Origin of the sequence: Rhodoferax sp. (assembly GCF_018063565.1) — a bacterium.
Taxonomy (GTDB): domain Bacteria; phylum Pseudomonadota; class Gammaproteobacteria; order Burkholderiales; family Burkholderiaceae_C; genus Rhodoferax.
Genome location: NZ_JAGPBB010000001.1, coordinates 66,487 through 89,605 on the forward strand (window position 1 = coordinate 66,487; position 23,119 = coordinate 89,605).

A 23,119-nucleotide genomic window follows, 5' to 3' on the forward strand; every position below is an offset into this window, starting at 1 on the left:
AAGTGCCATGAAAAATTCGACCATGCGCGACATAGACGAGCGGACCAATCTGGCTGGCAACAGCATGTTTGAGTTGTTGCTGTTTCGTTTGGGCGAGGCGCCCGGAACCGATCGCCGCGAGATGTTTGGCATCAACGTATTCAAGGTACGCGAGATCCTGGTCATGCCGGAGATTACCGCGATGGTGAATTCGCCCCCTGCGGTGATGGGGGTGGCCAACATTCGTGGGCAAATGATTTCGGTGATCAACCTGCCTCAGATTGTGGGTACCAACCCCACCAAGGGGCTGGGCATCCTGCTGGTGACCGAGTTTGCCCGCACCACGCAGGCGTTTGCGGTTGAGGAAGTCAACGAAATCGTTCGCCTGGAATGGAAACACGTGCTTTCCGCCGAGGGACGTGGGGGCGGATTGGTCACCAGCATCGCGCGGCTTGATGGGGCTGCCGAGAACACCCGCCTGGCCCAAGTGCTCGACGTCGAACAGATCCTGCGCGACGTTTTCCCTGAGCAGCACCAGATGGAGGTCGAGACCGAAAGCAAGCTGCGCCTGCCGCCGGGTACGGTCGTGCTGGCCGCTGATGATTCGGCGGTGGCGCGGATGATGATCGAGCAGGGCCTCAAGTCAATGGAAGTGCCGTACATCATGACCAAGAGTGGCCAGGAAGCGTGGGACCGCTTGCGGGCGATGGCGGCTGAGGCCGAGTCACAGGGCAAGACGATCCGCGACAAGGTGGCGCTGGTGCTGACCGATCTGGAAATGCCAGAGATGGACGGTTTCACGCTGACGCGCAACATCAAGCAGGACGCGCGTTTGAGTGGTATCCCGGTGGTGATTCACTCATCCCTGACCGGTACCACCAACGAGGAACATGTGCGTAAAGTCGGTGCCGATGCTTATGTTGCCAAGTTTGTCGCAGAAGAGCTGGCGCTGACCCTGAAGAGGGTGCTGTCGCGCTATTGAGCGGTTCGCGTGATTTTGGCGACCCTGCCCGGGTGCCGCGAGAGTGCCCTTGCGACCGGGTGATTTCAGGGTTAACTCTATTGGCAGTGACGAGCCAATTCACTACAAACAGGATTTTTTACGCATTGCGCAATCCTTTTTGTGTGAGGAGTCCTCATGGCTGGACCCGGACATATCTATGTATTCGAGCAGAATCCGTCGATGATTCGTGCGCGGCTTTCCAACTTTGACCTGTCACAGGCACGACTCAAACCAGAGCACGAGCACTGGCTGACCCAGCATGCGCTGGGGTTTCTTCATCGGGGCGGGAGCCTGAGGGTGATTGGCCTGGCCAGTCGAAGCGGAGATCCAGGCTTCAATTTGCGTCTGTCACGCCGCCGTGCTGACGCCGTGGTGCATTTTCTTCGGGCACGTGAGCACAAGTCCTTCAAGGTGGCCCTCAATGAGGCCCTGGGGGAAGACGCCGCGCGCATCGCCCACCTGCCGAACGGCAACGATGACGAGCGCTGGCGTTCGGTGATTGTTTCGGTTTGGGACCGACCGGATCCCCCGCCGATGCCGCCGCCGGTGCTGTCCACACAACCACAAATGGTGGAGCGGCCAGTTTATGTTCGCATCATTGCACGCGAAGAAGTCAGAAGCGGCATGATGGACGAGCATGACCGGGTTGGCGAAGTGATGACCCATCTGGGAAACACCGCTGCGCAACATATGGGTTTGGCCCAACGCGTGGTGGACCGTCGAACCGCCCGAATCCCTGATAACCAGCAGCTGCAGGAGATCCGGTTGGCAAGACAGCGCGAGAACGTCGGGGCTGGCGGCTTCTTTCGAGCTGAGATCCGTATGGAGTATTGCGACATCACTTATGTGTGGGGACATGGCAATGGGCAGATTCGTCTGGTCGACCAATTTGACTCGCAGTCCAGCGCCACGCGGATGATTGCGCGCGCGGCTGCGCAACTTTGGCTGGAGCGACCGGCAACGGCATTTCACAATCGCCGCGTGGGTTAGCACCGCCGCTTGCGCCGGCGGCGTGGCCGGGTGACAAGTGAGGCGCGGCATATGTCTACACTTGCGGGCCGGTGGGCGACGCCTTCTTTCACGTTCACCCCTGTACCCTCGCATCTATGGAACCAACTTCGCGCCCACCACATTCGGCTGCCTTGGCCCAAGCATCCCTCGACGACAAGTTCAGCTTGAGTCAGGGGCGGGCCTTCATGAGTGGTATCCACGCTCTGGTGCGACTGCCGCTGTTGCAGCGCCAGCGTGACGCGCAGTCCGGCCTCAATACGGCCGGCTTTATCAGCGGCTACCGTGGCTCGCCGCTGGGCGGCTATGACCAGGCGCTGGCGGCAGCAGGCCAACACCTTGCCGCCAGTCACATCGTGTTTCAGCCCGGTGTGAACGAAGAGCTGGCGGCCACCGCGGTGTGGGGAACACAACAGTTGGACCTCTATCCGGCCACAAAAAAGTACGACGGTGTATTTGGTATCTGGTACGGCAAAGGTCCGGGTGTGGACCGCAGCTCAGATGTGTTCAAACACGCCAACATGGCCGGTACGGCGCAGTTGGGCGGCGTGCTGGCGGTGGCCGGTGACGACCACCTGAGCAAAAGCTCCACTTCAGCGCACCAGAGCGACCATATCTTCAAGGCATGCGGCTTGCCGGTGCTGTTCCCGTCCGATGTGCAGGGCATTCTTGACTTGGGCTTGCACGCCATTGCGATGAGCCGTTTTTCGGGTGTCTGGGTCGGCATGAAGACCATCCAGGAGGTGGTGGAGTCCAGCAGCTCGGTGCAAGTTGACTCCGATCGGGTCAGGATCGTGATGCCGCAGGACTTTCGCCTGCCTCCCGGCGGCCTGCACATCCGCTGGCCCGACCCGGCGCTGGAGCAAGAGGCCCGGCTGATGAACCACAAGTGGTACGCCGCGCTGGCTTATGTGCGTGCCAACCGGCTGAACCACACCCTGATCGCCGGCGCGCAGGACCGGTTTGGCATCATGGCCAGCGGCAAGGCGTTTAACGACACACGCCAGGCGCTGCAGGACTTGGGGCTGGACGCTGCCGTTTGCCAGCGTGTGGGCATCCGCTTGCACCAGGTGCAGGTGGTGTGGCCGCTTGAGCCGAGCCTGACGCGTGAGTTTGCGCTGGGTTTGCAGGAAATTCTGGTGGTGGAAGAAAAGCGCCAGATGATCGAGTACCAGCTCAAAGAGCAGCTTTACCACTGGCCAGCAGAACAGCGGCCGCGAGTGGTGGGCAAGTTTGAGGACGACCCACAGGGCGGCGGTGGCGAGTGGAGTCAGGCCAACCCTGACGGCAGCAGTCTGCTGCGTGCCAACGGCGATCTGAACCCGGCATTGATTGCCCGCGCACTGGTCAAACGTCTGCGCCGGATCGGTGTCCCGGAGGATGTCGCCGCACGCATGGACGCACACCTGCACAAGCTCGACGCGCTGGCTCGCGCGCCCATCATGCTGGTGCCGGCGGTGGCTGAGCGCACACCATGGTTTTGCAGTGGCTGCCCGCACAACACCAGTACCCGGGTGCCCGAGGGTTCGCGCGCGCTGGCCGGCATCGGCTGCCATTTCATGACGGTCTGGATGGACCGCGCCACCAGCACCTTCAGCCAGATGGGTGGCGAAGGAGTGGCCTGGGTTGGGCAGCAACCCTTCACGACCGACACCCATGTTTTCACCAATCTGGGCGACGGCACCTACTTTCACAGTGGCCTGCTGGCGCTGCGCCAGTCAATCGCCGCAGGTGTCAACATCACCTACAAGATTTTGTACAACGACGCAGTGGCCATGACCGGCGGCCAGCGTGTGGGCGAGCGAGCCGAGGGACACACGGTGCTGCAGATCATGGCCAGCGTGATCTCGGAAGGCGTGTCGCGCCTGGTCATCGTTACCGACGAACCCGCCAAATACCAGGGTGTGCCGCTATTGCCCGGGGTGGTGGTTCAGCATCGCGACGAGCTCGACCGTATCCAGCGCGAGTTCCGGCAAATCAAGGGCACCAGTGTCATCATTTTCGACCAGACCTGCGCCACCGAGAAACGCCGCCGACGCAAGCGCGGCACGCTGGCTGAGCCTGATCAGCGGGTGGTGATCAATGCTGCCGTGTGCGAGGGCTGCGGCGACTGTGGCGAACAGTCCAATTGCCTGAGTGTGGAGCCGCTTGAGACCGAGCTGGGGCGCAAGCGCCGCATCAACCAGAGCAGTTGCAACAAGGATTTCAGTTGTCTCAAGGGCTTTTGCCCGAGTTTCGTCACGGTGCAGGGTGGACAAATCAAAAAACCCAGCAGGGACCTCGCGCAAGTCAAGCTCAATAGCCTGCCCCCACTGATCGCGCCCAGCCTGCCCCAGTCCCCCGGTGCCTGGGGCATTGTGGTGGCAGGCGTGGGCGGCACTGGCATCATCACCATCGGTCAGTTGCTGGGCATGGCCGCTCACCTGGACGGTCGGGCAGTGGTGACCCTCGACGCCGGTGGTCTGGCGCAGAAAGGCGGTGCCACCTGGAGCTATGTGCAAATTGCCGATACCGCCAGCGCCATCCACACCAGCAAGGTGGAGGCATCGCAAGCGGATCTGGTGATCGGCTGTGACGCGATCGTGGCGGCCAGCAAAACCACGCTGGCCGTCATGCAGGCCGGGCGCACGTTTGTGGCGCTCAACACCCACGCCACGCCCACGGCAGCCTTTGTGCACCAGGCGCAATGGCAGTTTCCGCAGGACGGCTGCCTGGCCGCGCTGGGTGCTGCAGTGGGTCAAGAGGCGCTGGGCCTGTTGGACGGCGAACAGGCGGCCAGTGCCGTACTGGGTGACGCCATCTACACCAACCCGCTGATGCTGGGTTACGCCTGGCAAAAGGGGCGCATCCCGCTGTCCTTGCCGGCTCTGTGGCGTGCCTTTGAGCTCAATGGGGTTCAGGTGGCCAACAACCAGGCCGCGTTCACCTGGGGGCGTCACTACGCGCAGCACCCTCAGGCGGTGCAGGCGCTGTTGGGCCCAATGGCTACCAGCGACCCGATGGCACCACCGGATGTGGCCGAGCTGATCACCCGCCGCGCCGAGTATTTGACTGCCTACCAGAATGCTGCCTATGCCCAGTGTTATCGGTACCTGGCTGAGCAGGTGCGCCAGCTCGACACCCTTTGGTGTCAGACCCGGCTCAGCGACGCCGTGGCACGTTGCCTGTTCCAGCTGATGGCATACAAAGACGAGTATGAGGTGGCACGCCTGTACAGCAATGGTGACTTCGAGCGCGAACTGGCCGCGCGTTTTGAAGGCCCTTACCGGCTGACCTACCACCTGGCACCACCGATTCTGGGCAAAACCGACGCGCAGGGCCATCCCGTCAAAACCCGCTTTGGCCCGTGGCTGCGCCTGGGCCTGGTGGCACTGGCGCGGCTCAAGGGTCTGCGTGGGACGCGTTTGGACCTGTTTGGCCGCAGTCCTGAGCGCCAACAGGAGCGCGCACTGGTGAGCCAGTACCAGGGCATGGTGCAACGGTTATTGCAGGAGTTGGCCAGCGGGCCACAGTCTGACCGCGCAGACCAACGCTATGCACTGGCGGTAGAGATCGCGTCAGTGCCGCAGCAGATCCGCGGCTTTGGCCATGTCAAGGCACGTCACCTGGCGGTGGCGCAGAAAAACTGGCAGGCGCTTATGCAGCAACTGCAACAACTGAAGGCATGAACCAGGCAGACGATGGGGAATTGGCCAGGCTGCCAAAGTTGGTACAAAAATACCATCAAGCGCTTTATTTATAAGCATTTATTGCTATCGATATCGATATAGGTCAAGCGAGGTCGACGCGTTTCATGGTCACCTGGCGTCACAGTCAGAGGCCCCCGCATACAATCACCGACTGCCATTTTCCTGGAGTTGGTGCGGCCGGTGCCGTCTGGAAAGTGTGTTGTCTTGTCTTTTTATCTGGAGTTCTCGTGTTCATTTCTTCCGCCTTTGCCCAAACCGCCCCCGCTGCTGCCGCTGGTGGCGACATGCAGTCCTCCCTGATGGGCATGTTGCCCCTGGTGTTGATGTTTGTTGTGTTGTGGTTTGTGATGATTCGTCCGCAAATGAAAAAAGCCAAGGAGCACAAGGCGATGGTCGAGTCGCTGACCAAGGGTGACGAAGTGGTCACGGGCGGCGGTATGCTGGGGCGCGTGAGCAAGCTCGGCGAGAGCTTCATCACTCTTGAGATCGCCAATGGGGTTGAAATCCAGGTGCAGCGCGTTGCGGTTGCCCAGGTTCTGCCCAAAGGCACTTTCAAATAACTTGCCACCCCGCTGGACACGGCCCGGCCTGTTTTTGACGTCTGAAGGGCGGTCATGAATCGTTACCCCATCTGGAAATACGTGATCATCGCGATCGCGCTGGCGGTTGGCGCGATCTACGCGCTACCCAATTTTTTTGGCGAGTCGCCGGCGGTGCAGGTACTCTCGGCCAAGCCCTTGGTCAAGGTCGACAGCGGTACGCTGGGCCAGGTTGAGGCCGCACTCAAGGCGGCAGGCGTTATCGCCAATCAGGTGGCGCTCGACGGCGCCTCAATCAAGGTGCGCGTGGACAGCCCCGAAGCGCAGCTCAAAGCCAAGGAGGCCATCCAGAAAGCGCTGGTGCCCGACCCGGCCAATCCGGGTTACGTGGTGGCCCTCAACTTGCTGACCCGTTCACCGGCCTGGCTCACCAGTTTGCATGCCGCGCCGATGTACCTGGGTCTGGACCTGCGCGGTGGTGTGCATTTCATGCTTCAGGTCGATATGCAGGCGGCGTTGGCCAAACGCGCAGAGTCCCTGGCCGGTGATCTGCGCACCAGCCTGCGCGAGAAAAACGTGCGCCACGGCGGCATTGCTCGCAATGACCAGACCATTGAAGTGCGCCTCAAGGATGCCGCAACCCTGGCGGCCGCCAAAGCTGTCTTTCAGGATCAGTTCACTGACCTGCAAACGGTGGATGTGCCAGACGGCACCGACATCAAGCTCACCGCCTCCATCAAGCCCGAGGCGGCCCGTCGCATCCAGGATCAGGCTCTCAAGCAAAACATCACCACGCTGCACAACCGGATCAATGAGCTGGGCGTGGCCGAGCCGGTGATCCAGCAGCAGGGTCTTGACCGCATTGTGGTGCAGTTACCCGGTGTGCAGGACACCGCCAAGGCCAAGGACATTTTGGGCCGCACCGCCACGCTGGAGGTGCGTCTGGTTGACGAAAGCACCGAGGCGCGTGCCGCCGAGTCGGGGACGGGTATGGTTCCATTTGGTTCCGAGCGCTATCTGGAGCGGGGTGGCCGTCCGGTGATCGTCAAGAAGCAGGTCATCCTGACCGGTGAGAACCTGACCGATGCGCAACCCGGCTTTGACAGCCAGACGCAGGAGCCCACCGTCAACCTGAACCTGGACGCCAAGGGTACCCGTATCTTCCGTGATGTCACCCGTGAAAACGTCGGCAAACGCATGGCGATCCTGTTGTTTGAAAAAGGCAAGGGCGAGGTCGTCACGGCACCCGTGATCCGCACCGAAATTGGGGGTGGCCGGGTGCAGATCTCGGGCGCCATGACCGTTGTCGAAGCCAACGATACCGCCTTGCTGCTGCGTGCCGGCTCGCTGGCGGCTCCGATGGAGATCATCGAAGAAACCACCATCGGCCCGAGCCTGGGTGCCGAGAACATCGCCAAAGGCTTCAACAGTGTCAGCTGGGGATTTTTGGCGGTGGCACTTTTCATGTGCCTGTACTACATGCTGTTTGGTGTTTTCTCCAGCGTGGCACTGGCGTTCAACCTGCTGCTGCTGGTGGCCGTGCTGTCGATGCTGCAGGCGACCCTGACCTTGCCGGGCATGGCAGCGATGGCGCTGGTGCTGGGCATGGCCATCGATTCCAACGTGCTGATCAATGAACGCATTCGCGAGGAATTGCGCAACGGGGCCTCGGCGCAGGCCGCCATTCACACCGGTTATGACCGTGCCTGGGCCACCATTTTTGACTCCAACATCACCACGCTGATTGCCGGACTGGCTTTGCTGGCCTTTGGTTCAGGCCCGGTGCGTGGTTTCGCCGTGGTGCATTGCCTGGGTATCATGACCAGCATGTTTTCCGGCGTGTTCTTCTCGCGTGGGCTGGTTAACCTGTGGTACGGTCGCAGGAACCGTCTCAAGACCGTGTCGATCGGTACCGTCTGGCGGCCTGACGGCAATACCGCACTCAATACCCAATAGGAGAGACGAGCATGGAGTTTTTCCGAATCAAGCGTGACATTCCGTTCATGCGCCATGCCCTGGTTTTCAACCTGGTGTCGCTGCTCACTTTTCTGGCCGCCGTGTTTTTTTTGTTCTCGCGTGGCTTGCACCTGTCGGTCGAGTTCACCGGGGGTACCCTGCTTGAAGTGACCTATGCGCAACCGGCCAATCTTGACTCGGTGCGCGCCACCGTGGCCAAGCAGGGTTTCAATGATGTGCAGGTACAGAACTTCGGCACCGCCCGCGACGTGCTGATCCGCCTGCCGGCCCAGAAGGGCATCAGCTCGGCGCAGCAAAGCAACCAGGTGATGGCCGCGTTGCAAGCTGTGGATGCCACAGCCACCATGCGCCGGACCGAATTTGTCGGCCCGCAGGTGGGTGACGAACTGGCGGCCGACGGCCTGAAGGCACTGGCCTTTGTGGTGGTTGGCATCATGGTGTATCTGGCGGTGCGCTTTGAATGGAAGTTCGCCGTGGCCGCCATCATTGCCAATTTGCATGACGTGATCATCATCCTGGGATTTTTTGCCTTTTTCCAGTGGGAGTTTTCTCTGCCGGTGCTGGCGGCGGTGCTGGCGGTGCTGGGCTATTCCGTCAACGAGTCGGTGGTGATTTTTGACCGGATCCGCGAGAACTTTCGCCGCTATCGCAAGATGAGCACCATCGAGATCATCAACAACGCCATCACCTCCACCATCAGCCGCACCATCATTACCCACGGCTCCACCCAGATGATGGTGCTGTCGATGTTGCTGTTTGGCGGTGCCACTCTGCATTATTTTGCGCTGGCATTGACCATCGGCATCCTGTTCGGTATCTACTCTTCGGTTTTTGTCGCCGCTGCTATTGCGATGTGGCTGGGCATCCAGCGCGAAGATCTGGTCAAGGGTAGCGTGGTCAAAAAAGACATTGACCCCACTGATCCCAACGCGGGAGCCACGGTTTAGACTATTTGCACCATGAGCGCCGCCGCCGCCGCACCCACCTCACCGCAAGCCAAGTTGATGGCTGCGCGGGTGCGCCAGCAAATTGTCAGCGCCGCTTCGGCGGCCATGAGCTCCCTGGTGCCGTTGGTACGCCAGTACCTGGATGATCAGTTACGCGCCATTGCGCCGGCACCCGAAGCGCGGGCTCGCCGTGAGGCCTGGCTGGCATTTGACCAATTCAAGAGCCGCTGGCGTGACGGCACCGTTGAGGCCTGGGAGAAGGCACTCAATCCTGACACGGTGCGCCACAGTATCTCGACACCATCGAGTCTGGAGTTGCTCGACACCGAAGTTCTTGAGCACAAGATCATTGCCTCGCGACTGGCCAACGAGTTGATGGAGGCGGCCGCCAAAGACGTCAATCACCTGCGCCGGCGGCTCAAGTCGCTGGCGGGTGATCAGGAGCTTTGCGCCAATGATCTGGTGCATCCCGAGGTGCTGTTGTTGCCCGTGGTGGCGCAGTGGGAGGGTGCTGGCCTGTCACGGGGCAACTGGGAGCGGGTTCACGGGCTCATCCATACCCATTTCAGGGAGCAACTGCAAACGGCCTATGCCAAATGCAATGCCGAACTGATCGAGCAGGGCGTCCTGCCCCATATCGAACAGCAGGCGCCGCGTTCCCCTCCATCGCCGAGCGCAAGTTCCAGTGACGGCTCAGGCGTCGTCGAAGCCGGGGATGCACGGTCAGGCGGTTCGGCGGCAGACCGCCGGGGCAACGCTGGCAGCGGGCCACCGCGACGCAGGCTGGAGGATCGGGCGCAAGGCATCCTGGAACAGGTGGGGCGGATTCTGGGTGGTTTCTTCAACCCGGACGGCGCCCGCAGCCCGTTCCAGCCGCCATCGGCACCCTTGCTGAAGGCGTTGGCGCAGCAGCCGGTCTTGAGCACCCCGAGCTACGACACCCTCAGTGCGGTTGACCCAACCGTCATCATCCAGCGTGTGGTTCATGAGCTGCGGCAACAGTCTGTTGAGCTCAAGGCGAGCGCGGAAACCCAGGGTGAAAAATCCATCATCGAGATGGTGGCCTTGATGTTCCAGTCGATCTTGCAGGAAGACCGCATTCCCACCGGGGTGAGGGTCTGGTTTGCCCGCCTGCAAATGCCGGTTTTGCGTGTCGCACTGGCGGAGCCGCTGTTTTTTAGCGAGGTCAATCATCCGGCGCGTCAGCTGATTGACCACATGGGTTCCTGTGTGCTGGGTTTTGACGCCAGTGGCATCAGCAGCAACGCGCTCGAGCAGGAAATCAAGCGGGTGGTGCAGGTGATCGAGCAGTACCCGGAAACCGGTGAGCGGGTATTCAAAAAGGTCTACGAAGAGTTCCTGGTTTTTCTGCATCAGCACCTGACGCAAAAGGAGAGTACCCAGAAGCTGGTCGGTGTGGCGCAGCAACTGGAGCAAAAGGAAACGCTGGCCATCCAGTACACCATTGAGCTGCGTGATCAGCTCAAGGACATGCCGGTTCGCGACGAGATCCGCGAGTTCCTGTACAAGGTGTGGTCCGAGGTGCTGGCGGTGGCGGCGGTGCGCCATGGGGCGCAGCACGACGAGACCCTGCGCCTGAAGACCACCGCCTCCCGTTTGATCTGGGCCGCCAGCTCCAAGCCCAACCGCGCTGACCGTGCGCGGGTCATCGCCACTTTGCCGGAACTGCTGCAAACCCTGCGCGAGGGCATGACCCTGATGGGTGTCGAAGCAGAGGCGCAGGAGCTGCACATCAAGGTGATCAGCGATACGCTGGCTGACGCCTTCATGTCCAAGACCGAGAGCATTCCGGACGAACAGATTCAAGCGCTGGCAGGCCATCTGGCGCATCTTGAAGACTACATCAGTGACGATGACATCGAAGACCTGACGATGGACGCTCAGGACATCGAAGACCTGCTGGGGGTGGACGCCTCTGAGCTCGACGTGATCGCCGGCGCCGGTGGTACCGACAGCTTCATCATGATGGAATGGGTGCGCGAACTGCCGCTGGGCAGCTGGTATGCGCTGGACCACAACAACCAGTTGGCCCAGGTGCAGTACGCATGGCGCAGTCCGATGCAGCATTTGCATCTGTTTTCAAGTGTGGTGGGTCACAGTTACCTGTTTCAATCCCGTCGCCTGGCCGGATATCTGCAAAAAGGGCTGATGGAGCCACAGGAAGAAGAGACCCTGACCACCCGTGCCACACGCGACGCGATCGGCAAGATCGAGGCCAACCCCGAACGTCTGTTCAGCTGAAGCAGGCCTCGCTGTCAGCAGGGCAGCCGGTCGACGCAGCTGTCACACAACTCATCGAGCACCAGCGCGTCGGGTTCCTCACCCAGACTCCAGAACACCATCAGCACCACCAGTTTGAGGTCATCCACGTGAATGGACTGACTGGGTGTGGCCAAAGCGCGCTCCATCACCAGTTCCAGCCGATCCGGGGTCAGCGCACCAATCTGCATCAAAAAGGTCAGCAAACCCCACCCCTGGCGTCCCAGTCGCGCCTGCTCGGCGGCGGTGAACACGCGTTTGGCCGCGGCACCGGGCGAACAGGCCTGAGCTGGTGGGCCGATGTGATGCGTGGCGGATTGAAGATCTTCCAGCCACAGCAAGGCGTTGATCACCTCGGGGCTGGCAAATCCCAGCGCGTTGAGCTTGCGTTGCAGGACGGGGAGTTCGGGGCAACTGTCGGCGCCCCAGTAGTTTTCGTAGACAAATGCCAAGACTTCAAACATGACCTCAATATACCGCCAGTGCCGTCGCTCAATCGCCGGAACTGGGGCCGAAATCGGGCCGCCATCGGCTTTTTACGAACGCTGACGCTGAAACAGGCCACCGGGCAAACTGGCGACATGACCCGCCAGCTCCAGCACCATCAGCTGCGCCTGCAGTCCGGGTGCGTCCAGACCGGTACGGGCTTGCAGTGCATCCAGCCCAACCGGATCAAAACCGAGCGCCTGCAACAAACCGTCATCCGGTTGCAGCGGGCCGCCGTCCGTGCTGGACGCAAGCGGTCCGGGTGGGGTGGATGCGGTCGGCGCAAGTGTGGCGGTCCGCCATTGCAGTTCGTCCAGGATATCGTCGACCGACTCGACCAGCTTGGCACCCTGTTTGATCAGCGCGTGGCAGCCGTGCGATTGGGCGGCATGGATCGAACCCGGTATGGCAAACACATCCTTGCCCTGCTCATTGCAGAGCCGGGCGGTGATGAGTGAGCCGGACTGAAGAGCCGCCTCCACCACCAGCGTGCCCTTCGCGAGTCCGGCGATCAGCCGGTTGCGTTTGGGAAAGTTGGCATTGAGTGGCGGAGTACCCAAGGGGTATTCACTGACCAGCACCCCCTGCTCGGCGATGCGGTGGGCCAGGGTGCGGTGGGCCTTGGGGTAGACGCGGTCCAGTCCGGTGCCCACAACGGCCACCGTGGCACCGGCCATCGGCGCGGGGCTGGCCGTGAGCGCACCCTCGTGTGCGGCCCCATCAATGCCCAATGCCAGGCCGCTGACCACCGTCACCCCGGCTTGCGCCAGGTCACGGGCGAACTGTCGCGCGTTGTCCAGACCTTGCGGAGTGGGGTTGCGGCTGCCCACCATGGCCAGGCCGCGCTGGCTGTCAATGCCGTTTGGTGGCGCTAAATTTGATATTGAATCAATAGCTGGAAAACCATCACCAGATTGCGCTGGAACCCAATTTGTCATAAAACTCGAACGCCCCAGCAAATACAGCACCAACGGCGGATCATCGAGGTGGAGCAAGGCCGCCGGGTAAAGGGCGTCACCCAAGGTGGCGACTTGGCGCCGAATACCGCCTGGCTCATCCTCCGCCAACCAGGTCAGCGTGCGCGCCAGCAGCGCATCCAGTCCATCGGGTACCAGACCCAGCGCCTGCACCTGTGCCGAGTTGACGGTTTGTGACAACGCCAGCGGGGACTGCTCAAAAACTTGCTGGGGCAACCCGAAGGCCAACAACAACTTGCGTGCGCTGGCATTGCCCACGCCGGGAGTGAGCGTCAGGCGCAACCACGCCCGGAGTTCGTCGGCGTCCACAGCCGGGCTCAGAGCGGGTTGATCAGCCGGTCTCCCACCTTGACGCCACTGGTGATATCGAGCACCAGCGCGTAGGACACTTTCTCAAAGGTGCGAAACACCATCAGCAAGCCGTTGCGCTCGTCGGGCAGTTTCATTTCGACCAGACGCGGATCGGTCTTGTCCAGCAGACGCGCACCGTCTTTCATGATCGCCAGCACCAGGCCAATTTCCATGCCATCCTGCTCACCCTTGTTGATCGCCACCACCTGGTTCTGCGCGGCATTGGCAACCGCACTGCCATAAATCGACACCACCCGGGCGTCGACCGGGGTGCGTGGCGCATGCGGCACGTAACTTTGCAGTTGCTGAGGCGGTTCGGGCAACAGGCGGTCACCCACGCGCATTTCTTCCTTGGCGTCGACGATGTCGATGGTGGCGGGCACGATGTCCTGGGTGGTCTTGCCCTGGCGATCTGTATTTTCCTGGGTGCCCTCGCTGCGTACCAGCAAGGCTTTGCCAACATACTGCGCCTCGTAACCCAGCACCTCGCCGCTGATCGGGTCTTTCAGCGCGGTCGCATTGCGAAACACCCGATAGGCCTTTTGCTTCAGCGTCGGGTCATCCAGCAGTTCCTCGCCGCCGGCGCTGGCGCGTGCGTAGGCACGGTCTCCCTTGGTCAGCAGAACACGGCTGTCTTGCGCCGCCACAATGCGCGGCGCCGCTTCCAGCATCTGCTCATCGACAATCACTGGCTCCGTCAAAAACGGCTCGATCAACTGGCTTTTCAAGGTGGGCAGCGCACTGGCTGACAGGTTTTGCACCCGCGTGCGTGGCGACAGCTTGACCGTCGGCGGTGTGCCATCACCGCCGCGCAGACTCAACCGGGCGCGGCCATCCTTGGTGTCGAGAAACAGCGTTTGTCCTGGGAAGATCAGGTGCGGGTTCTTGATGTCGTCCAGATTCATGCCCCACAGTTCGGGCCAGCGCCAGGGTGACTTGAGAAACAGACCTGAAATGGCCCACAGGGTGTCGCCGGGTTTGACGGTGTAGCTCGGTGGTGCGTCAGCGCGCAGCTCGCTCAGGGGCACACCCTGGCTGGCGACCTGATTCGCCACCGCGCGCTGCTGCGCCGTGATGGGATACTTTTGTGCGTGGGCCAGTGGCAGGCAGCAGATCAGCCCGGCCAGAGCCAGCCAATGGGGGAAGGCAGTCGGTGATGGTTTCGCCATGGTGATTGGTACCCTGTTAAAGCGCATGAGATTTTGCGCCCAAGCCCTTGATTGGACAACGATTGTCGTCGCTGCATCCTGCGTGCTGCGGGAAAAATAGCGAAAATAACGACATCTTTGAAGTTTCATCATGGCCTTACTCCCTATTCTCTGCTACCCGGACCCCAAGTTGCACACCATCGCCAAACCCGTTGTGGCGGTCGATGCGCGGATCAAAACACTGATTGCCGACATGCTGGCCACCATGTACGAGGCCAAAGGTATCGGGCTGGCGGCCACCCAGGTGAATGTGCATGAACGGCTGATCGTCATTGACACCTCCGAGCAGCGCGATGAGCCGCTGGTGCTGATCAACCCCACCCTTGTCTGGTCCAGCCCGGAGCGCCACCTCAATGAAGAAGGCTGTCTGTCAGTGCCCGGCATTTACGATGGGGTTGAACGGTTTGACGCGGTCAAGGTCGAGGCGCTGGACGGTGACGGCAAGTCGCGCCTGATCGAGGCGGACGGCCTGCTGGCCGTTTGCATTCAGCATGAGATGGACCATTTGATGGGCAAAGTGTTTGTGGAGTACCTGTCACCGCTGAAACGCAATCGCATCAAGACCAAGATGCTCAAAGCCCAGCGCGAGGCGCGCGATTGATGCGCCCGCTGCGACTGGCGTTTGCCGGTACGCCCGAGTTTGCCCGGGTGGCATTGGCCGCGCTGCACGACGCCGGGTACCAGGTGCCTTTGGTGCTGACGCAGCCCGACCGTCCGGCCGGGCGCGGGCTCAAGTTGCAGGCGTCACCAGTCAAACAGTTTGCCCTCGAACACGGCATGGTGGTGGCGCAGCCACGCAGTCTGCGGCTTGACGGTAAGTTCCCCGATGATGCGCGGTCGGCGCAGAACTTGTTGGCCGCCAGTGGCCTTGATGCCATGGTGGTTGCCGCTTATGGCCTGATCCTGCCGCAGTGGGTGCTCGATGCGCCCCGGCTGGGTTGCTTCAACATTCATGCCTCCAGCTTGCCACGCTGGCGCGGTGCCGCACCGATTCACCGCGCCATCGAAGCAGGTGACGCCAGCACCGGTGTCACCATCATGCAGATGGACGCTGGTCTGGACACCGGCGACATGCTGCTGGCGCAAGCGCTGCCGATTCTGCCCACCGACACCACCGGCAGCCTGCACGACAAACTGGCCGCACTGGGTGCCGGTCTGATGGTGCAAACGCTGCAGCGGCTGCAAGCGGACCAACTGCTGCCTGTGCCACAACCCGCCGAAGGCATCTGTTATGCCAACAAGATCGACAAGTCCGAAGCGATGATCCGTTGGGACCAGTCCGCCGAATGGATCGTGCGGCGGGTGCGTGCCTTCAACCCTCATCCGGTGGCGCACACCTGCCTGCACGGTGAAACCCTCAAGGTCTGGTCGGCCCAGGTTGCGCCCGTGCCCCTGGCCGGTTTGCCGGAATTTGGAACAATTGTGGCGGTAGCGCATGATGGCATCGTGGTTTCAGCGATTGATTCAGTCGTTTTGTTGACCGAACTGCAGCGGCCAGGAGGCAAACGGCTGCCGATTGCGGACTTCTTGCGTGGCTTTGACTTAACCGTGGGCACGCGCCTGGGTTGATCCACCTGGCTGCGGCACCATGGCCGCCCTGAAAACCCAATACCGCCCCATCCTGTGTTCATTCGATCCGACTATCTGAAGCACCCCGAGTTTCGTGTCGGGGCCATGGACTCCCTGGGCGCAGCGCCGGGCCTGGCGGCCTGGGGCCTGATGACCGGCGTTGCCATGGTGAACTCCGGTTTGAGCACCTTCGAGGCGCTGCTGATGGGGGTGATTGTGTTTGCCGGCAGCTCCCAGCTGGCGGCCATACCCTTGATTGCCGCGGGTGCACCGATGTGGGTGGTGCTGGCGACCGGGTTTTGTGTCAATCTGCGCTTTGTCGTTTTCAGCGCGCATTTGCGTCCCTACATGATGCACCTGCCTTTGTGGGAGCGGTTGGTGTCGGGTTACCTCACCACCGACTTGACCTATGTGTTGTTCACACGGCGTTATCCGCATCATGGTGGCAGCCCGCATGACTTGCTGGCGCAGCAGGCCTATCTGGCCGGCAACAGCGGCGTGAACTGGCTGGCCTGGGTGGGCATGAGCATTGTGGGTGTGTTGCTGGCCAGACTGATACCCAGCGCCTGGGGTCTGGGTTTTGCGGGCATCCTGGCGCTGTTGGGAATTTTGTTTTCGCTGGCTTCCAGCCCGTTGCGCTGGGTCAGCGCAGGGGTGGCCGGTGCCGCAGCGGTGGCCGCGTTTGCGCTGCCGTTCAAGCTCAATATATTGCTGGCCATTGCCGCAGCGGTGGCATTGAGCCTGCTGCTTGAAGCCACCCGCGACGCGCGCCGCAGGCCGCCGCTGGCGCCATGAACGCACAAACCGACCTGTGGACTGTGCTGGTCATTCTGGGGCTCGCGCTGATCACCGTGCTCACGCGCACGCTGTTCTTCTTGTCCAGCAAACCGTGGCATCTGCCACATTGGGCGCAGCGAGGTCTGCAGTACGCGCCGATTGCCGCACTGTCGGCGGTGATCGTGCCCGAACTGGTCATGTCGCAAGGCCGTTTCATTCACACCTGGCAGGACGCACGCCTGTTTGCCGCTCTGGCGGGTGCGGTGTTTTTTCTGTGGCGACGTGGCCAGGGGCAGGCCGTGCTGGGCACCATCGTCGTCGGGATGCTGGTTTACCTGCCGCTGCACCTGATGCTGGGTTGGTAGCTCCTACAATGATCATCAGCAGAACCTTCCCATTGCAACACCATGAATGCCATTCGTTTTTCCGATTTGTGTGCCCAGGGCCAAGTAGCCGGTCAACGTGTTTTCATCCGCGCTGACCTGAATGTGCCGCAGGATGCCAGTGGGCGCATCACCGAAGACACGCGGATTCGCGCCTCGATCGGCTGTATTCAGATGGCGCTCGATGCGGGCGCGGCCGTGATGGTCACCAGCCACCTGGGGCGTCCCACCGAAGGGGCGTTTACGGCGGCGGACTCTCTGGCGCCGGTGGCCAACCGCATGGCCGAATTGCTGGGTCGGCCGGTACCGCTGCTGGCCAACTGGCTCGACGGCGTGCAGGTCGCGCCTGGTCAGGTGGTGCTGCTGGAGAATTGCCGGGTCAACGTCGGCGAAAAGAAGAACAACGAGGCGCTGGCGCGTCGCATGGCGGGTTTGTGTGACATTTTTGTGCACGACGCATTTGGCACGGCCCACCGTGCGGAAGCCAGTACCTACGGGATTGCCGAGTTTGCCAAGGTGGCGTGTGCCGGTCCCTTGCTGGCCGCCGAGATGGATGCGATCTCCAAGGCACTGGCGCAGCCCAGGCGTCCCTTGGTGGCCATTGTGGCGGGTTCCAAGGTATCGACCAAACTCACCATTCTCAAGAGTCTGGCGGAAAAGGTGGATCAGCTGATTGTGGGCGGTGGCATTGCCAATACCTTCATGCTCGCGGCGGGGCTGAACATTGGCAAAAGTCTGGCCGAGGCCGATCTGGTGGCTGAGGCCAAAGCCGTCATCGACGCCATGCGGGCGCGTGGTGCGGCGGTGCCCATTCCGGTGGATGTGGTGACCGCCAGGACTTTTTCCGCCGATGCGCCCGCCACCATCAAAGCCGCCAACGCGGTGGCCGATGAAGAGCTGATTCTGGACATCGGGCCGCAGACAGCGGCGGCACTGGCCGAGCAGCTCGGACGTGCCGGTACCATTGTGTGGAACGGCCCGGTCGGGGTATTTGAGTTTGCCGCTTTCGAGCACGGTACCCAAACGCTGGCACGGGCCATCGCCGGCTCCAGCGCGTTTTCGATCGCTGGCGGCGGCGATACCCTGGCCGCGATTGCCAAGTATGGCATCGAAAAAGACATTGGCTACATCTCCACCGGTGGCGGTGCTTTTCTCGAAGTACTGGAAGGCAAAACCCTGCCCGCGTTCGAGATTTTGGCGCGGCGCGCCACCGCAACGGTGGCGCAGGCGAGCGCCGTGGTGCCCAGTCTGGATCTTGAGCGCGGTGTCGGCATGATGGGTTCGGCTGCATCACTGGCCAAAATCCTCAAGACCGTAGCCGCCAGCATGGCCGACAGCCTGCCCAAGATGAGCGCTGCCTTGCAAGCCGGTGACGTGCACAGCGCCAACGCCCTGCTCCACGCGATCAAAGGTTACGTTCCGATTTTTTCAACGGATGCCCTGGTGGAACAGGTGACCCAAGTTGAAAAACTCAGCAAAACCGAGCCCATCGAGGTGGTGGCGCCGCCGTTTGCGCAGCTCATGCCGCAGCTGCAAGGGCTGCTGGCAGAGATCGATGTTTTCTTAGCACAAAATCCTTGAGCTTGGTTGTGTTGCCTGTAAATGCTGCTAAGCTATTTGTCCTGACCCCATAGAATTATTTAAACCGGCTTTCCGTGGCCTGACACCCCTCAGAAACTCGCATTTCGTATCATGAATCTGACACTTTCCCGAGTCCTTGTGGTTGACGATGACGCCGTCATGCGTACCTTTGTGGTGAACAGCTTGCGCAGGCTCGGTATCCAGTCCATCGAAACCGCCACGGACGGTGCCAGTGCGATGCGCACCATGGTGTCGTTCAAGCCTGACCTGGTGTTGACCGATATTCACATGAAGCCCATGGACGGCCTGGAGTTTGTGCAGCATCTGCGTGCCCACAACAATCCGCTGGTCAATGAGATGAAAGTCATTTTTATGAGCGCCGATGCCAGCTCAGCCACCCTGCAAGAGGCCATGCCCCTGGGAACGTATGGTTACATCGTCAAGCCGCCGCGGCTTGACACACTCAAGGCCAAGATCGAATTGGCGTTGAAGTAATTGACACCGCGGCTGCAGCACCCTCCCTAAGACAGGTTTGCCATGATCTTATTTGCCCCCGGGATCGCCTTGCTCAAGCCGATGCGCGGGACCCTGCGGTTCTGGGTTTTGCCCGCCCCCTTGCTGCTGTGCCTGGGGTACCTGCTGCTATCACCCTGGCTGGAATGGCCCGCCGGTGCGGAGGTGATTTCCGCTCTGGTGCTGCTGTCGCTGTTGGCCTGGTGGTATCTGCAGCTGTGTTTTTTCAGGATCACCCGCTCCGAGCGTGACCGCACCGAAAGCGCGATGAGTGCCGCCTCTGATGGCGATCTGACGGCAAGCGGCTACGCCGGCATCAAGACGCTGGGCAACTTCGGGCGGCACTTTGAGGCCATGATCGACAACATGTCCGGCATCGTGGCCAACATCAGGACCGCAGCGGTCATGTTGGGCGACACGGGCAAGAAGCTGGTGGATGACACCCGCTCGCTGGCTGAGCGGGCGGCCGCGCAGGGGCAGCATCTGCAACAAACCTCGATGCACGTCAAAACGGTGAGCGAGACGGTCGCGCGCAATGCATCAGCCGCGCACGAAGTGAGCATGATGACCACCAGCCTGCACACCGAGGCCAATCTGGCGGGCACCATGATGCATGAGGCCGTCAAGAGTATGGACCCGCTGGAAGCAACGTCGCGACGCATGTCCGAAATCATCGGGGTGATCGACGGCATTGCGTTCCAGACCAATTTGCTGGCGCTCAATGCTGCGGTGGAAGCGGCCCGGGCCGGTGAGCAGGGTCGCGGTTTTGCGGTGGTCGCGGCCGAGGTGCGCAACCTGGCCAAACGCAGTCAAGGTGCAGCCGCCGAGATCCGCAACCTGATTGCCGAGTCTTCCACCCGGGTCGGCGAGACCGTTGAGGGGATCAAGAAGATCAATGAAACCATGGAAAGCCTGATCTCCGGCATCGGCGAAATTGCCATGAACGTCAATGTCATGGCCGAAGGCAGCGCCTCACAGAGTGCGGCGCTCGAAGAGGTGGTGCACGCGGTGGGTGATCTGGACGTGCTCACACACGAGAACTCCGAACTGGTGGAGCGTGCCAGCTACAACTCCGACCGCATGATCCTGCAGGCTTCGACACTGGAGATCTCGGTGGGCGATATCCGCCTGCGCCAGGGTACTGCCGACCAGGCGCGACAAATGGTCTTTGACGCCATGGTGCACATCCGGATGCAGGGTCTGGACCAGGCCAAGGCCGACTTCCATGACCGCCAGGGCCAGTTCATCGATCGCGACCTTTACATTTTTGTCTTTGATCGCTATGGCCGTTATGTGGTGCATGGTGCCATGCCTGAAAAAGATGGCAGTGCACTCAGTGAGATACAAGGTCTGGATGCCGAAAAGCTGGTCGCCGACGCGTGGGAAGTGTGTGACAGCGAACAGGGTGGCTGGGTGAATTACACCATCATCAACCCGACCACCATGCAGATACAAGGCAAGGCCTCCTACGTCATGCCGCTGGACGACAAGCATCTGGTGGGCTGTGGCTGCTATCTGAATCAACAATGGCTCAACCTATGAGTGCGAATACTGCCTCCAGTTCATGCGATCACGACCGCGCACTGGTCCGGTTGTGCGCTCAGGTGCTGCCGGTTTGGGCGCGCCAATTGGCCAGCTCGCGCAGCCAGTCCGAAACTGCAGTGGCTGAAATGTTGGGTGCCTTTGCCGAGATTGGGCCCCATCTGGACATGGCCACTCGACAGTCGGGCCAGATCACCGCTGCGCTGGCACAAGGCAGCGATGGCATCACCGGGCTGGCGCAGGCGTGCGAAGAAGAACTCCGCCCGCTGGTGGCCGGGCTGGATGCACCCACGGCGGCGGCGATTGAGCGGGTCATGCACCTGATCCGTGGTGCGGTGGATGCGCTGGAACGCATCTCCAAACCGTTTGAGCGCGAAACCCAGCTGGTCGGGCAACAGGTTGAGCGGATGTACCGGGGGTTTCAGTACCAGGACCGGATCAGTCAGATGATGACCCTGCTGCACGAAGATATCGAGCGACTCGAAAACGCCCTTGCCGACAGCAACGTGAACGTGGACGCCACGGCCTGGCTGGCACGTCTGGAGTCGCAGTATGTGATGACCGAGCAGCGGCATCAGCATGGGGAGCCAGGTGGCAATCCGGCGGCCGATGACGAAGAAACCACTTTTTTTTGATAAGGAACAATAACAATGGCACAGACAATACTGGTAATCGACGATTCGGCGAGCCTGCGCCAGGTGGTGGCAATGGCACTCAAGGGTGCGGGCTATGACGTGTTGGAGGCGGGTGATGGCCAGGCCGCGTTGGCCTTGCTGGACGGTCGCAAGGTGCATATGGCGATTTGTGATGTGAACATGCCGCGCATGAACGGCATCGAGTTTGTCAAGGCTGCCAAAGCCCTGCAAAGCTACCGCTTCCTGCCCATCCTGATGCTCACCACAGAGAGCCAGGAGTCCAAGAAAGAAGAGGGCAAGGCAGCAGGCGCCAAAGCCTGGATGGTCAAGCCATTCTCGCCGGCCTCGCTACTCAACGCAGTTTCCAAGCTTTGTCTGCCATGACAGCGGCCTGAGACTGCGCCCGCGCGCAATCCTGTCGGGCCGGCAACTGCTGGGCGATCTTTTGTACACCATCGGGACTTTTCATGAGTACGCCATTCGAGCTTCCCACAGAAATGACCATCTACAGCGCGGTTGAGGTTCGTGATGCGCTGCTGAGCTGGGTGACGGAGCAAACCGCCAAAGCGGCCAAGACGCTGGAGATTTCGGCCGAAAAGGTCAGCGAAATCGATGGCGCGGGTCTGCAGTTGATGGCGGCACTTTCCAACACCGATCAGCAATGGCGACTGGTCAAACCCAGTGCTGCCTTTGTCGATGCCTGTGCGGCGCTGGGCTTGAGCGCCTGGCTGGAAAAATCGCTTGCCAATACCTGAAAGAGGTCACTGCCATGTCAGACGCCGACCAAGACTTTATTGCCGCTGCCATGCCGGCTTTCATCAGCGAAGCCGGAGAGCAGACCGAAGCCATCGAGGCCCTGCTGCTTGAACTCGAAGAGCAGCCCGATAACCGGGAACTCCTTGACAACCTGTTCCGCTGTGCCCATACCGTCAAAGGATCGGCCGGCATTTTTGGCTTGAACAAGGTGGTGGAGTTCACCCACCACGTGGAAACCCTGCTCGACAAGTTGCGCGATGGCGAGATCCAGCTGACTCCCTCCATCAGTACCCTGCTGCTGCAATGCAATGACCAGATCAAGTTTCTGGTGGACACGGCGGCCCACGACGAGGCCGACACACCCGATCAAAAGGACTTGCGTGCGGATCTGGTGATCCAGCTGCGTGCCTACACCGACAGTGTTCAAACAGCGCCTGCCGTGCCGGCTGCAGCCGCAGACAGTAAATCTGGTGCGGGTGCCCCAGCAACCGGGGGGGCTGCCGCTGGCGTGACCGAATGGCAGATATCGGCCCGCTTTGGCCAGGAGACGTTTCGCAATGGGATGGATCCCTTGTCCATTGCGCGTTACCTCAAGGGCTTGGGCAGCGTCAGGTCGATGATATGTGGCACCGATGCGGTGCCATCGCTGCTCAACCTCAATCCTGAGACTTGTTATCTGAGCTTTGATATGGTGCTGGCGTCTTCGGCGACGCGCGAAGAGGTCGAAGGCGCTTTCAGCTTTGTGGCGGACGACTGCGAACTCGATGTCATTGCTCCCGAGACCGAGGGCCAGAAGCTGGTGCGTGCCATTGAAGAGATGCCCGCCACACCGCGTTTGGGTGACATGCTGGTGTCGGTTGGCGCGGTGTCGCAGGAAAAGCTCACTGAAGTGCTATCCAATCAGGTGTAGTCCAAGCAC

General features: G+C 61.1%; 20 protein-coding genes and 1 pseudogene. 18 read left to right on the forward strand and 3 right to left on the reverse strand.

The features are described from left to right. The first annotated feature begins 7 nt into the window (after window positions 1-7). The 7 genes from KBF66_RS00285 (at window position 8) to KBF66_RS00315 (ending at window position 11,404) form a co-directional block, all read left to right on the forward strand. A complete protein-coding gene (locus KBF66_RS00285; RefSeq protein ID WP_296650101.1) occupies window positions 8-961 on the forward strand; it encodes a chemotaxis protein in 954 nt (317 codons plus the stop codon). 156 nt (window positions 962-1,117) lie between these two features. Then, window positions 1,118-1,972: a hypothetical protein gene (locus tag KBF66_RS00290; protein WP_296650105.1), complete on the forward strand. Its 855-nt coding sequence runs from the start codon at window positions 1,118-1,120 to the stop codon at window positions 1,970-1,972. 116 nt (window positions 1,973-2,088) lie between these two features. Continuing rightward, entirely contained in the window at window positions 2,089-5,658 is a 3,570-nt protein-coding gene (locus KBF66_RS00295) for an indolepyruvate ferredoxin oxidoreductase family protein (protein ID WP_296650112.1), read from the forward strand. Window positions 5,659-5,906: 248 nt separating this feature from the next. Further along, window positions 5,907-6,239, forward strand: a complete 333-nt coding sequence (yajC, locus tag KBF66_RS00300) for a preprotein translocase subunit YajC (RefSeq protein WP_296650116.1) — start codon at window positions 5,907-5,909, stop codon at window positions 6,237-6,239. Window positions 6,240-6,293: 54 nt separating this feature from the next. Continuing rightward, a complete protein-coding gene (gene secD / locus KBF66_RS00305) occupies window positions 6,294-8,174 on the forward strand; it encodes a protein translocase subunit SecD (protein ID WP_296650120.1) in 1,881 nt (626 codons plus the stop codon). Between the two features lie 11 nt (window positions 8,175-8,185). Then, window positions 8,186-9,142: a protein translocase subunit SecF gene (secF, locus tag KBF66_RS00310; RefSeq protein ID WP_296650127.1), complete on the forward strand. Its 957-nt coding sequence runs from the start codon at window positions 8,186-8,188 to the stop codon at window positions 9,140-9,142. A gap of 12 nt (window positions 9,143-9,154) precedes the next feature. Beyond that, window positions 9,155-11,404 carry a DUF1631 family protein gene (locus KBF66_RS00315; RefSeq protein ID WP_296650131.1) on the forward strand — a complete coding sequence of 750 codons (2,250 nt, stop codon included), beginning with the start codon at window positions 9,155-9,157 and terminating at the stop codon, window positions 11,402-11,404. A gap of 14 nt (window positions 11,405-11,418) precedes the next feature. Here the strand turns inward: KBF66_RS00315 and KBF66_RS00320 are convergent, their stop codons facing one another. The 3 genes from KBF66_RS00320 to KBF66_RS00330 all read right to left on the reverse strand — a co-directional run bounded on the left by KBF66_RS00320 (window position 11,419) and on the right by KBF66_RS00330 (window position 14,405). After that, window positions 11,419-11,886 (reverse strand): DUF494 domain-containing protein, encoded by a 468-nt coding sequence (locus tag KBF66_RS00320; protein WP_296650135.1) that lies wholly within the window; start codon window positions 11,884-11,886, stop codon window positions 11,419-11,421. A gap of 72 nt (window positions 11,887-11,958) precedes the next feature. Then, a complete protein-coding gene (gene dprA / locus KBF66_RS00325) occupies window positions 11,959-13,194 on the reverse strand; it encodes a DNA-processing protein DprA (RefSeq protein WP_296650139.1) in 1,236 nt (411 codons plus the stop codon). An 8-nt stretch (window positions 13,195-13,202) separates the two neighbouring features. After that, window positions 13,203-14,405, reverse strand: coding sequence for a LysM domain-containing protein (locus tag KBF66_RS00330; protein ID WP_296650143.1), 1,203 nt, complete (start codon window positions 14,403-14,405; stop codon window positions 13,203-13,205). A gap of 130 nt (window positions 14,406-14,535) precedes the next feature. Between KBF66_RS00330 and def the strand changes: the two genes are divergently transcribed. The 11 genes and pseudogenes from def (at window position 14,536) to KBF66_RS00385 (ending at window position 23,110) form a co-directional block, all read left to right on the forward strand. Then, window positions 14,536-15,045 (forward strand): peptide deformylase, encoded by a 510-nt coding sequence (gene def / locus KBF66_RS00335; protein ID WP_296650147.1) that lies wholly within the window; start codon window positions 14,536-14,538, stop codon window positions 15,043-15,045. Between the two features lie 8 nt (window positions 15,046-15,053). Then, the gene (fmt, locus tag KBF66_RS00340) at window positions 15,054-16,013 is read left to right on the forward strand and encodes a methionyl-tRNA formyltransferase (protein WP_296650354.1); all 960 of its coding nucleotides are present in this window, start codon (window positions 15,054-15,056) and stop codon (window positions 16,011-16,013) included. A 105-nt stretch (window positions 16,014-16,118) separates the two neighbouring features. After that, window positions 16,119-16,808 carry an AzlC family ABC transporter permease gene (locus tag KBF66_RS00345; protein ID WP_296650358.1) on the forward strand — a complete coding sequence of 230 codons (690 nt, stop codon included), beginning with the start codon at window positions 16,119-16,121 and terminating at the stop codon, window positions 16,806-16,808. Continuing rightward, window positions 16,805-17,155 carry an AzlD domain-containing protein gene (locus tag KBF66_RS00350; protein ID WP_296650150.1) on the forward strand — a complete coding sequence of 117 codons (351 nt, stop codon included), beginning with the start codon at window positions 16,805-16,807 and terminating at the stop codon, window positions 17,153-17,155. Before KBF66_RS00345 ends, KBF66_RS00350 begins: the two co-directional genes overlap by 4 nt. A gap of 42 nt (window positions 17,156-17,197) precedes the next feature. Continuing rightward, window positions 17,198-18,382 (forward strand): annotated as a pseudogene (locus tag KBF66_RS00355) (phosphoglycerate kinase); the annotation flags it as partial. A 483-nt stretch (window positions 18,383-18,865) separates the two neighbouring features. After that, a complete protein-coding gene (locus KBF66_RS00360; protein ID WP_296650153.1) occupies window positions 18,866-19,249 on the forward strand; it encodes a response regulator in 384 nt (127 codons plus the stop codon). 42 nt (window positions 19,250-19,291) lie between these two features. Then, the gene (locus KBF66_RS00365; protein WP_296650156.1) at window positions 19,292-20,809 is read left to right on the forward strand and encodes a methyl-accepting chemotaxis protein; all 1,518 of its coding nucleotides are present in this window, start codon (window positions 19,292-19,294) and stop codon (window positions 20,807-20,809) included. Beyond that, window positions 20,806-21,444, forward strand: a complete 639-nt coding sequence (locus KBF66_RS00370; protein WP_296650160.1) for a hypothetical protein — start codon at window positions 20,806-20,808, stop codon at window positions 21,442-21,444. Before KBF66_RS00365 ends, KBF66_RS00370 begins: the two co-directional genes overlap by 4 nt. 15 nt (window positions 21,445-21,459) lie before the next feature. Continuing rightward, window positions 21,460-21,828 carry a response regulator gene (locus KBF66_RS00375; RefSeq protein WP_296650163.1) on the forward strand — a complete coding sequence of 123 codons (369 nt, stop codon included), beginning with the start codon at window positions 21,460-21,462 and terminating at the stop codon, window positions 21,826-21,828. An 83-nt stretch (window positions 21,829-21,911) separates the two neighbouring features. Further along, window positions 21,912-22,199 (forward strand): STAS domain-containing protein, encoded by a 288-nt coding sequence (locus KBF66_RS00380; RefSeq protein ID WP_296650165.1) that lies wholly within the window; start codon window positions 21,912-21,914, stop codon window positions 22,197-22,199. A gap of 14 nt (window positions 22,200-22,213) precedes the next feature. Next, on the forward strand, window positions 22,214-23,110 hold the full coding sequence (locus tag KBF66_RS00385) for an Hpt domain-containing protein (RefSeq protein WP_296650169.1): 897 nt from the start codon (window positions 22,214-22,216) through the stop codon (window positions 23,108-23,110). The last annotated feature ends 9 nt before the right edge of the window (window positions 23,111-23,119 follow it).

Bases quoted from the DNA above. Each gene is read 5' to 3' on its own strand.
- KBF66_RS00285 (WP_296650101.1), top strand. From the start codon at position 8: ATGAAAAATTCGACCATGCGCGACATAGACGAGCGGACCAATCTGGCT.
- KBF66_RS00290 (WP_296650105.1), top strand. From the start codon at position 1,118: ATGGCTGGACCCGGACATATCTATGTATTCGAGCAGAATCCGTCGATG.
- KBF66_RS00295 (WP_296650112.1), top strand. From the start codon at position 2,089: ATGGAACCAACTTCGCGCCCACCACATTCGGCTGCCTTGGCCCAAGCA.
- secD (WP_296650120.1), top strand. From the start codon at position 6,294: ATGAATCGTTACCCCATCTGGAAATACGTGATCATCGCGATCGCGCTG.
- secF (WP_296650127.1), top strand. From the start codon at position 8,186: ATGGAGTTTTTCCGAATCAAGCGTGACATTCCGTTCATGCGCCATGCC.
- KBF66_RS00315 (WP_296650131.1), top strand. From the start codon at position 9,155: ATGAGCGCCGCCGCCGCCGCACCCACCTCACCGCAAGCCAAGTTGATG.
- KBF66_RS00320 (WP_296650135.1), bottom strand. From the start codon at position 11,886: ATGTTTGAAGTCTTGGCATTTGTCTACGAAAACTACTGGGGCGCCGAC.
- KBF66_RS00330 (WP_296650143.1), bottom strand. From the start codon at position 14,405: ATGGCGAAACCATCACCGACTGCCTTCCCCCATTGGCTGGCTCTGGCC.
- def (WP_296650147.1), top strand. From the start codon at position 14,536: ATGGCCTTACTCCCTATTCTCTGCTACCCGGACCCCAAGTTGCACACC.
- KBF66_RS00345 (WP_296650358.1), top strand. From the start codon at position 16,119: ATGGACTCCCTGGGCGCAGCGCCGGGCCTGGCGGCCTGGGGCCTGATG.
- KBF66_RS00350 (WP_296650150.1), top strand. From the start codon at position 16,805: ATGAACGCACAAACCGACCTGTGGACTGTGCTGGTCATTCTGGGGCTC.
- KBF66_RS00360 (WP_296650153.1), top strand. From the start codon at position 18,866: ATGAATCTGACACTTTCCCGAGTCCTTGTGGTTGACGATGACGCCGTC.
- KBF66_RS00365 (WP_296650156.1), top strand. From the start codon at position 19,292: ATGATCTTATTTGCCCCCGGGATCGCCTTGCTCAAGCCGATGCGCGGG.
- KBF66_RS00370 (WP_296650160.1), top strand. From the start codon at position 20,806: ATGAGTGCGAATACTGCCTCCAGTTCATGCGATCACGACCGCGCACTG.
- KBF66_RS00375 (WP_296650163.1), top strand. From the start codon at position 21,460: ATGGCACAGACAATACTGGTAATCGACGATTCGGCGAGCCTGCGCCAG.
- KBF66_RS00380 (WP_296650165.1), top strand. From the start codon at position 21,912: ATGAGTACGCCATTCGAGCTTCCCACAGAAATGACCATCTACAGCGCG.
- KBF66_RS00385 (WP_296650169.1), top strand. From the start codon at position 22,214: ATGTCAGACGCCGACCAAGACTTTATTGCCGCTGCCATGCCGGCTTTC.